Annotated in this window: 8 protein-coding genes; all 8 read left to right on the top strand. The window is 65.4% G+C overall.

The window, feature by feature from the left end:
- Positions 1 to 326 (top strand): hypothetical protein (locus ACK5IR_RS12625; protein WP_416929441.1); only part of this gene is annotated, 326 nt, incomplete at its 5' end.
- 88 nt (positions 327 to 414) lie between these two features.
- Positions 415 to 1,650, top strand: a complete 1,236-nt coding sequence (locus ACK5IR_RS12620; protein WP_416929439.1) for a hypothetical protein — start codon at positions 415 to 417, stop codon at positions 1,648 to 1,650.
- Positions 1,651 to 1,661: 11 nt separating this feature from the next.
- Complete coding sequence (locus ACK5IR_RS12615; RefSeq protein WP_416929437.1) at positions 1,662 to 4,220, top strand: molybdopterin-dependent oxidoreductase; 2,559 nt, start codon at positions 1,662 to 1,664, stop codon at positions 4,218 to 4,220.
- Between the two features lie 13 nt (positions 4,221 to 4,233).
- On the top strand, positions 4,234 to 4,902 hold the full coding sequence (locus tag ACK5IR_RS12610) for a 4Fe-4S dicluster domain-containing protein (protein ID WP_416929435.1): 669 nt from the start codon (positions 4,234 to 4,236) through the stop codon (positions 4,900 to 4,902).
- Positions 4,895 to 5,644: a TorD/DmsD family molecular chaperone gene (locus tag ACK5IR_RS12605; RefSeq protein WP_416929433.1), complete on the top strand. Its 750-nt coding sequence runs from the start codon at positions 4,895 to 4,897 to the stop codon at positions 5,642 to 5,644. Before ACK5IR_RS12610 ends, ACK5IR_RS12605 begins: the two co-directional genes overlap by 8 nt.
- On the top strand, positions 5,641 to 6,636 hold the full coding sequence (locus tag ACK5IR_RS12600; protein ID WP_416929431.1) for a 4Fe-4S binding protein: 996 nt from the start codon (positions 5,641 to 5,643) through the stop codon (positions 6,634 to 6,636). Before ACK5IR_RS12605 ends, ACK5IR_RS12600 begins: the two co-directional genes overlap by 4 nt.
- Positions 6,633 to 8,435 carry a sensor histidine kinase gene (locus ACK5IR_RS12595; RefSeq protein WP_416929429.1) on the top strand — a complete coding sequence of 601 codons (1,803 nt, stop codon included), beginning with the start codon at positions 6,633 to 6,635 and terminating at the stop codon, positions 8,433 to 8,435. The genes ACK5IR_RS12600 and ACK5IR_RS12595 overlap by 4 nt, the downstream gene beginning before the upstream one ends.
- Positions 8,432 to 9,769, top strand: coding sequence for a sigma-54-dependent transcriptional regulator (locus tag ACK5IR_RS12590; protein WP_416929427.1), 1,338 nt, complete (start codon positions 8,432 to 8,434; stop codon positions 9,767 to 9,769). Before ACK5IR_RS12595 ends, ACK5IR_RS12590 begins: the two co-directional genes overlap by 4 nt.
- Positions 9,770 to 9,817 lie beyond the last annotated feature (48 nt).

The following is a 9,817-nucleotide window of genomic DNA, read 5'->3' as shown; positions in this document are numbered from 1 at the left end:
CCGGAATGTCGGGCATGGGCGGCATGTCCGGCATGTCGGGCATGGGCGGCATGTCCGGAATGTCTGGCATGTCCGGAATGTCTGGCATGGGCGGCATGTCGGGTATGGCCGGTAATGGTGGCTGGATCTGCACCCAGTGGACCATGGTCTCGCAAGGCGGCATGAGCGGCATGTCGGGCATGGGTGGCATGAGCGGCATGTCAGGCATGGGCGGCATGTCGGGCATGGGTGGCATGTCCGGAATGTCTGGCATGGGCGGCATGTCGGGTATGGGTGGCATGTCCGGCATGTCCGGCGATGCGAACTGGACCCCGCCGGCGAACTGAGACCGCTCGATCTGCGATTGCAGAGTTGAGCATCGGAGGCGGCGCCTGAGCGCCGCCTCCTACCCAGCGATCAGCAAGGATAAAGGCAATGAAACGGCTGGAAACGGCATTGGGTAGTGTTGGACTGGTGTTTGTCGGTGCAATGGCCCTGCTGGCGGTGTCGGCATTGATCACGCTCGCGACGAACGGACCCGCGGCCCTGCGGGTCAACCAGCCCGAGGTGGTTCAGGCTGAGACCTCTGCTCCGCAGGAGACGGTCGACGCCGCTATGCCCGAAGCCGCCGCCGCAGGCAGTGCCGAGGCAGCGGAGGTGACGGAATCTTCAGCCCCCGAGCCCGAGGCTCTCGCCGCCGCCGATCCGAATGCCGCTGCCGAGACTGAAGACGAGACCGGAGAAGCGCCCGAGGAACTGGCAGAGGCCGAAGAGGCGGAAGAACCGGTCGAGCCCGAAGAGCCGGCGGCGATTCCGCATACCGACCCGCCGGAGCCTACCGACGAACAGATCGCGGCGATCGACGTACGCGTTGCGGCGCTCGAGGCCGAACTGCCGGGCCTGGACTACCAGCGCGCCCGCGAGCACCCCATTCACTTTCCCCCGATGATCGAGACCGCATCGGACGCCGAATGCCTGGTCTGCCATCAGGAGATCATCGATCACGAGGTTCGCGATGCCTCGCCCGCCGGGCTTAAGGCCGACGAGGCGCTTGCCTGGTACCAGACCCTCGATACCTATATCCCGAAGGACGGCACCGGTCAGGCCACCTTTCACTGGCGGCATATCGGCAGCCCGCTGGCCGAGCAGGTGATGAACCTTCAGTGCAATTTCTGCCACCGCGGCAACGATATCCGCGAGGAAAGCCCCGACCTGATGCCGCTGCGCGTGGTCGGTGCGGCCAATGCGACAACCCCCGAATTCACCCTGCGCAAGATGGTGAACCCGGCCGAGACCTGCCTGCTGTGCCATGGCCAGATGCCGGATCCCGAGAACATCATGACACTGCCCGGCCCGTGGCCGGAGATTCGCGGCGACATGGAGGACCAGTCCGACGAGGATCCGACATTCGCCAACGGCTGCCTGTCGTGCCACCAGGATCTGTTCCGCACCAACCGTCACAACGTGACCTACCTGAAGGCCGCCGGTATCGAGGAACTGGCGCAGGCCGGGTCGGACACCTGCTATGGCTGCCATGGCGGCCGTGCCTGGTACCGGATCAGCTATCCCTATCCGCGCCATCCGTGGCCCGGAATGGACCCCGAGATGCCTGAATGGGCCGCCGACCGTCCGACGGAAAGCGATCCGCGCTACGCCCGCCCGGTGAACTGAGGAAACGCGACATGACACTTCAATCCCGCCTCTCGAACTGGGCCCGCAGCCTCAGCCCGACACGCCGTCAGTTCCTTCAGACGGCCAGTGCCACCGCGGCGACCGCGCTGGTCGCCGGCAACCTGCCGCGCAAGGCGCATGCCTTCGCCTACGAGCCCTACCCGACCGACGACGAGCTTGAGACGGTCGTTACCTCGTGCGCGCACAACTGCGGCAGCCGGCACATGCTGGTCGCCCACAAGAAGGGCGACGTGATCGTCCGCCTGTCGACCGACAACGGCACCTACCAGGGCGATGCCTATGGCACCGATACCGAGGAGAAGCCACAGCTTCGCGCCTGTCTTCGCGGCCGGTCCTACCGCTCGCGGCTCTACAGCCCCGAGCGCCTGCTCTATCCGATGAAGCGTGTCGGCGAACGCGGCGAGGGCAAGTTCAAGCGCGTCACCTGGGACGAGGCGCTGACCGAAATCGCCGAACGGATGGTCTATCTCAAGAACACCTACGGGCCGACGGCGCTGCTCGACCAGTCCTATGCCGGTGCCTCCTATGGCGTCCTGCACAAGTCCGACCAGATCGAAGGGCTGCTGGCGCGGTTTCTCGGCATGTTCGGCTGCCGCACCAACTCGTGGTCGGTGCCGTCCTATCAGGGAACGACCATTTCGAGCCGCATCACCTATGGCACGATCGAGGACGGCAACGAGGACGACGCCTATGCCCATACCAAGCTGATGATCATGTGGGGCTGGAACCCGGCCTACACCTTCCACGGTGGCAACACGTTCTATTATCTGCGCATGGCCAAGCAGCGCGGTTGCAAGTTCGTGCTGGTCGATCCGCAATATACCGACAGCGCCGCAGCCTATGACGCGTGGTGGATCCCGATCCGGCCCAATACCGACGCCGCGATGATGGCCGGCATGGCCTATCACATCTGGGACAATAACTGGCACGATCAGGATTTCATCGACCGTTTCGTGCAGGGCATGGACCCGGGCACGATGCCCGAATGGGCCCAGGGCCAGGAGAGTTTCAGGGAATACATCTTCGGCGAACTGGACGGCACGCCGAAGACGCCCGAGTGGGCGGCCGAGATCTGCGGCGTCAGCGCCGACGATATCCGCAAGCTGGCCGAGATGTACGCAACCACCAAGCCTGCCGCGCTCAAGGCGAGCTGGGCGCCGGGCCGCAACGCCTATGGCGAGCAGTACAACCGCATGGCCGCCGCGCTTCAGGCGATGACCGGCAACATCGGCATCGTCGGCGGTTGCGCCGAGGGCGTGGGCAAGGCCTGGCATGCCGAGGGGGTCGCCTATCCCTACGACCAGTATGCCAACGTCTGGTATGCCTCGATCAAGTCCGACCGCTGGGCGCATTGTGTGCTGAACTACCCGGAGGTCAAGCGTGAGGAAATCGGCCTCTGGCCGCGCCAGGACAATCTGGACGGGGTAATCCCGAATATCCGGGGGATATTCTGGCAGGGATCGGACTGGTTCAACCAGTTGACCAACATCAACAAGGAAATCGAGGCGATCCGCAAGCTCGACAGCTACGGCGAAGGCGAAAGCCTGTTGGTGTGCATGGATTCGACCATCACGCCGACGGGCATCTGGGCCGACTTTCTCCTGCCCATCGCCACCCATTTCGAGCGGCACGATGTCGCCCTGCCGTGGTACAAGGGGCATTACTATATCCACCGGCCGGTGGTCATCCAGCCGCTCGGCGAAAGCCGCACCGATCTTCAGGTGTTTACCGAACTGGCCTATCGCCTCGGTTTCGGCCCCGGATACAACCCGCGGGCATCGCGTGACTATTTCAACGATCCGACGGCGGTGGACGAGGCCTATCTCGAAGCCTGGTGGCACAATGTGATCGACCATCAGGGGGCGGATATCGACTGGGCGACCTTCAAGCAGCGCGGCGTCTACAAGTTCGTCTTCGACGAGCCGCATGTTGCCTTCCGTGCCCAGATCGAACAGGGCGTGCCCTTCCAGACCGCTTCGGGCAAGATCGAGATCTTTTCGGGCCAGTTGGCCTCGATAACCGACTGGACCAGAACCCAGTACGGCTATCCGATCCCGGCGATCCCGAAATGGGTCGAGCCATGGGAGAGCCTGATCAGCCCCAAGACCAAGGACTTTCCCTTCCATCTGATCTCGCCGCACCCGCGCTGGCGGACGCACTCGATCTTCAACAATATCCCGTGGCTGCGCGAGACGTTCAGCCAGGAACTGACGATGAACGCCTCCGACGCGAAACGGCTGGGGATCGAGATGGGCGAGACCGTCGAGGTCTTCAACGACAGGGGGACCTGCGTGGTGCCCGTATATGTAACCGAGCGCTGCATGCCCGGCGTTGCCGTGCTGCACGAAGGGGCCTGGATGGATCTGGACGGCAAGGGGAACGACCTGTCGGGCAACCCCGACTTCCTGACCCTCGACGAACCCAGCCCCGCCGGGGCTTTCGCCTACAACACCGTGCTCTGCGACATCCGCAAGACCGATCTGGCCCACCGACCGGGCTGGGATCAGCTTTCGACCGCGCGCAGCCACGTTTTCCGGCGTGATCTGTAAGGGGGCAGGACAGATGACAAACATGATCGACAAGGCCCGGATCAAGGAAAACGCCGCGCGGATCAAGCGCGAGGGCTACACGCCCGTGGTGCCGGAAATGCAGATGGCGTTCATCCACAACAACGTGGATTGTATCGGGTGCCGTGCCTGCGAAATGGCCTGCAAGGACAAGAACGGGCTGGCGGCCGGCCCCCGGTTCCGGCGCGTTCAGTACATCGAGGGCGGCACCTTTCCCGAGGTCTTCGCCTTCAAGATCAACATGTCCTGCAACCATTGCGCCGAGCCGGCCTGCCTTCCGGCCTGCCCGACCGGTGCGATCTGGAAGCGCGCCGATAACGGTGTGGTGGATATCGACAGCACGCTGTGTATCGGCTGCCGCAAATGCGAGGCCGCCTGCCCGTTCGGCGCGCCGCAGTTCGACCCCGCCGAAAACGTGGTCAAGAAGTGCAACATGTGCATCGACGAACTGGAGGCAGGGCGCAAGCCCTATTGCGTTGCCGCCTGCATGATGCGGGTTCTGGATGTGGGACCGCTCGACCAGATCGACGGCGGCACCTACGATACCAAGGCCCGGGGCCCGGCCGACGATATCGTGCGGCAGGTGCGCACCATGGCCGACCCCGAACTGACCAACCCGTCGATCCGCTTCATCGCCCACAGCAAGGGCCGTGTCGATGGCTGAGGCGATCAGGCCGCTTGACGATACCGGGCGCGTTGCCCTGGCGGTTTCGGCCGACGGGCTCGGTATTCTGATCCGCCTTCTTGACCGCGAGGCCGACGATGGAATGATCGCCGGTCTCAGGGAAGTGCGGGCAGGCGAGTTGTTCGCCGATATCCTGCCCGTCGGCGCCGGGCGCGAGGACGGAGAGGAGTTGCAGGCCGCGCTCGATATCCTGCCCGATGTGCCCGACACCGCCACGCTGGACGATCTGGCGGCCGATTTCGCCGATTGTTTCCTGACCCACGGCTACCGGCTGGCGCCCAACGGTTCGGTCTGGATGACCGAGGAACGTCTGGAACGGCAGGAGCCGATGTTCGCGGTACGCAAGTGGTACGAGCATTACGACATGTCGGTGCCGGACTGGCGCACCCGGGCGGATGATCATCTGGTGCATGAATTGCAGTTCGTGCATTTCCTTCTGTCGCAGGGCGATGCGGTGGCGGCGCATGATGCGGCGCGCTTTCTCGACATGCATGTGCTGCCCTGGGTGCCGGAGTTCGGACGCCGGATGAGGGAGCGGTGCAATACCCGGCTTCTGGCGGCGACGGGCGGCGTTCTGGCGACCTATCTGGTGGCGTTGCGCGATCTGCTGGCCGATCTGACGGGGGTGGAGCCCGATATCGCGCCCCTGCCCGGCGACGAACCCAATCCCAAGGCACCGGATCAGGAGCTTTACATTCCGGGGGTCGAGGCCGGCTGGTGAAACCGGGCGGAACCATCGCCCGCCCGGTCATCGACGGGGCGGCCTGCGTTCACGGCCTGACTCCGATGGCGCGCTGCGCCGATTGCATCGATGCCTGCCCGCACCGGGCGCTGTCGCTGGGGCTGGACGGCATAGAGTTCGACAGTTCGGCCTGCCGGGGCTGCGGTGCCTGCGCCGGAATCTGCCCCGCGCGTGCGATCAGGCTCGATGCGCCGCAACCCGTGCGCGAGGGCGACACGCTGATCGCTGTCTGCGCACGGCATCCGGCGACCGGGGGGCGGGCGGCACGCGGCTGCATCCACGGATATGGCATCAACGATCTGGCCGGATGGGCGCTTGCCGGAATCCGCCGCATCGCCTGCGGTACCGGTGATTGCGATACCTGCCCCGACGCGCCCGCGTCCCGTCTTGGCGAAACGGCGGCGCACCTTGCCGGGCTGGCGGCCGCGCACGGACGAACCGCACCCGAGGTCGCACCGGCCAGCATCGCGGAACTGCGCCGCTGGATGCTGAGTGCCGATGACGGCCCGGTTCCGGCCCGGCGCGCGCTGCTTGCGGCGCTGACTGCACCGCTGCGCGGCGATGAGGCGCCCCGGCCGGCGCTGGAGCGGTTGCAGGAAACGGGCGGCGGGAGATTTGCCTTTGTTCCGGTGATCGACGCGCAGGCCTGTACCGGGTGCGACACCTGTCTCCGGCTTTGCCCCGAGGGCGTGCTGAGCACCGTTGCGGACGAGCGGGGCGGCATTCGGTATCATTGCAATCCCGCGCGCTGCACGGGATGTTTGCTGTGTGAGGATGTCTGCACCGACAATGCAATCGAGGTTGAAGCGATGACCGCCGCCCCGGCCGATGTCTTGCTGGAGCAGTTTACCTGCCGCGCCTGCGGCATCGGTGTGCATGTGCCCGCCTCCGGGACGCTTGCCGCTGACGGGCTGTGCCCGGTCTGCGCCCGTACCGGCCACCATCGAAAGCTGTTTCAGGTTCTGCCGTGAAGGTGCTGGAGCGCCTGCGGGCGCGAATCGCGGATCGTGTCTGGCTGCGGCTGATCGTGCTGCTGGGCGCGACGCTTTTCGTGGTGTCCTCGGTGCTGCTCGCGCTGGTCGTGGGGCTCTATTACCAGCGTCTTTCGGCGGCGCAGGAGCGTTCGGCACAGCTTGTCGGCGGGCTTTTGCAGGCCGCGCTGGAAAACGCGATGCTCAAGCGCGACATTCCGGGACTGACCGGGATCGTCCACGATCTGGGCGACGATCCGATGATCCATCAGGTAATGATCCTCGATCCCGCCTACGAAGTCCGCTTTGCGTCGGATCCCGCCCAGATCGGCAAGGTGCTTGCGCCGGGCGGCGGCGACGACCTGCCGGGCGGTGTCACCCGAGCCATCCGCCCGGTGCCCAACCAGCCGCGCTGTTCGGTCTGCCACGGGCCGGCGGACGAACACCCGGTTAACGGCATCCTGGTGGTCGATCATGTCACCGGCGATCTGCGCAACGAGGCGCTGATCAGCGCCGGGGGCCTGGTCGTGCTGGGGGGGGTGGCGACACTGGCGGCTTCGGTCGCGCTGGCGCTCGGGCTGCGCAGGATCGTGGTCGATCCTGTTGCCGATCTGGCGAACGCCGCCGAGGCGATGGCGAACGGCGATCTGTCGGTGCGCGTCGCCCCGCGCGGGCGCGACGAAATAGCCACCCTTGGCCAGAGCTTCAACCGGATGGCCGAGAACACCGAACGCTCGCAGGCGGCCCTGATGCGGGCCGAGCGCATGTCGCAGGCGCTGATCGATGCCATCCCCGATGGCATTCGCGTCATCGGCCCGGATTTCCGCATCCGGCGCGCCAACACCGCCTACGAGCTACAGACCCGCAAGCCGCTGTCCGAGATCGTGGGAGAGTTCTGCTACAAGTCTTCCCACGGCCGCGACACGCCCTGCCCCTATACCATGGTGACCTGCCCGGTCGTCGAAATGGCAAAGGGTGCGCGGCGCCTGACCTTTCGCGACATGCACCGCCTGTCGGCGACGCGGCAGATGGCGGTCGAGGTTTCGGCGGCGGCGATGGACGACAGCGTTGTCGAGGCGATCCGCGATCTGGACGAACAGACCCGGATCTCGCAATCGCAGCGGCTGGCCGAGATCGGCCTGCTGGCGACCGGGGTCGCGCATGAAATCCACAACCCGCTCAGTTCGATCGAACTGGCGCTGACGGCGCTCAACCGCGACATGGAGAATGGCCGTTCGGACCGGGCGCGCAGGTATTTCGGCCTGATGCGTGACGAGATCGGCAAATGCCTTGAAATCACCGATCACCTGTTGCAGCTTGGCAGCCCGACCGACGGAAAATCCCAGCTTGTCGGCCTGTCCGATGCCATCTCCGGCGTCGTGCGGCTGCTGTCCTATCAGGCGGACATGGCGGATGTCGAGGTGGTGACGGACATTCCCCGCGACCTGCGGGTCCTGATCGCCGAATCCGATCTGCGGATGGCGGTGACCAATCTGGTGATGAACGCTTTTCACGCCATGCCCGAGGGCGGGCGGCTCAGGTTGCGGGGCTACCGGCAACCGGGGCGCGTGATGCTGGAAATCGAGGATACCGGGGTCGGTATCGCGCCCGAGCATCAACAGGATATCTTCATGCCCTTCTGGTCGCGGCGTGCCGACGATTCGACCGGCCGCGGGCTTGGCCTCGCCATCACCAGCGCGATCGCCAAGCGATCCGGTGTCACCATCGCGGTGCGCAGCACGCCCGGTCAGGGCGCCTGCTTCGTTCTGTCCTTTCCCGATCCCGATGGAATCTCATGAATACGCCAATCGCCCGTACCGTTCTTGTGGTCGAGGACGACCGTACCCTGAATCACCTGATCTGCGATCAGCTGGAGGATCTCGGCTACCGGCCGACCGGCGTCCGCTCGCGCGGCGAGGCGCTGGAATTGCTGACCAGTTTCGCCCCGGACGCGGCGCTTCTGGATGTGCGGCTGCCCGATTGCGACGGGTTGTCGTTTCTGCCCGAACTGCGCGAATACTGTCCGGTCATCGTGCTGACGGCCTTTGGCTCGATCGATCAGGCGGTCAACGCGGTCAAGAACGGTGCCAGCGAATATCTGGTGAAACCCATTTCGGGCGACGGGCTCGAAATCGCACTTTCCAAGGTATTCGAGACCGCCGCCCTGCGGCGCGATCTCGAATTCTGGCGGGCCGAGGCACAGCGCAGCAAGCGGGTGGAACTGATCGGCGAATGCCCCGGAATCGTCGAGTTGCGCAACATGGCGCGGTTGCTCGCGGCATCGGATTCGCCGGTTCTGATCCTTGGCGAGGGGGGCACCGGCAAGGGGGTTACCGCCTCGGCCATTCATGCGCAGAGCCCGCGCGCCAACGGGCGGTTCGTGGCGGTTGAATGCGACCCCGAGATGCTGGAATCCGAGCTTTTCGGCAAGGTCCGCGACGGCCGGCTGATCGAGGGTCTGTTTGCCGCCGCCGACAACGGAACGATCTTTCTCAACGATGTCGACAAGCTTTCGGGATCGCTGCAGGGGCGCCTGCTGGGGCTTCTGGAACAGGGCAGCTACCGCCCGCACGGCTCGATCGCCGAAATACAGGCCAGTGCGCGGATCATCGCGGCCAGCGCCGCCGATCTGGAGACGGCCGCCCAGCAGGGCCATTTCCGGCCGCAGCTCTACTATCGCCTGTCGGGCTTCACCCTGCACCTGCCCCCGCTGCGCGAACGCGCCGGCGATCTGGAGATGCTGGCCGAATTTCTGCTGGAGAACCGCAGTTTCCAGCGCGGGGTTGAAAAGCACTTCGCCCCCGATGCGCTGGCGGCGCTGCACGCCTACGACTGGCCGGGAAACGTTCGCGAACTTGCCAACGCGGTCGATCGCAGCGTCATGATGTCGGTTGGCCAGACCGAGATTTCCGCCCAGCATCTCGGGCTCGGCCCGCGCCCGGTCAGCGAGGTGCACGGCAGCGCGGTGGCGCTTCGCTTCGCCGACCCGCCGACGCTGGACCAGATGCGCGACAGCTATATCGCGCTGCTGATCGACCGTTTCGACGGCAACCGGCAGCGTATCGCCGCGGCACTGGGTATTTCCGAGCGCAACCTCTACCGGATCATCAAGGCACAGGGGCTGTCCGGCTGATCGGCGCCGGATTGTGAACCTGTCCGACCGGTTGTCCCGTTCCCGAAC

The sequence above is a fragment of the Tropicimonas sp. genome (genome assembly GCF_047971885.1).
Classification (GTDB): domain Bacteria; phylum Pseudomonadota; class Alphaproteobacteria; order Rhodobacterales; family Rhodobacteraceae; genus Tropicimonas.
Note: the sequence above shows the minus strand (reverse complement) of the source record. Positions and strands in the feature narration are given on the sequence as shown.

What these genes read in the sequence shown, in the direction of transcription:
- ACK5IR_RS12615 (WP_416929437.1), top strand. Translation starts at nt 1,662, where the DNA reads ATGACACTTCAATCCCGCCTCTCGAACTGGGCCCGCAGCCTCAGCCCG.
- ACK5IR_RS12590 (WP_416929427.1), top strand. Translation starts at nt 8,432, where the DNA reads ATGAATACGCCAATCGCCCGTACCGTTCTTGTGGTCGAGGACGACCGT.
- ACK5IR_RS12620 (WP_416929439.1), top strand. Translation starts at nt 415, where the DNA reads ATGAAACGGCTGGAAACGGCATTGGGTAGTGTTGGACTGGTGTTTGTC.
- ACK5IR_RS12610 (WP_416929435.1), top strand. Translation starts at nt 4,234, where the DNA reads ATGACAAACATGATCGACAAGGCCCGGATCAAGGAAAACGCCGCGCGG.
- ACK5IR_RS12605 (WP_416929433.1), top strand. Translation starts at nt 4,895, where the DNA reads ATGGCTGAGGCGATCAGGCCGCTTGACGATACCGGGCGCGTTGCCCTG.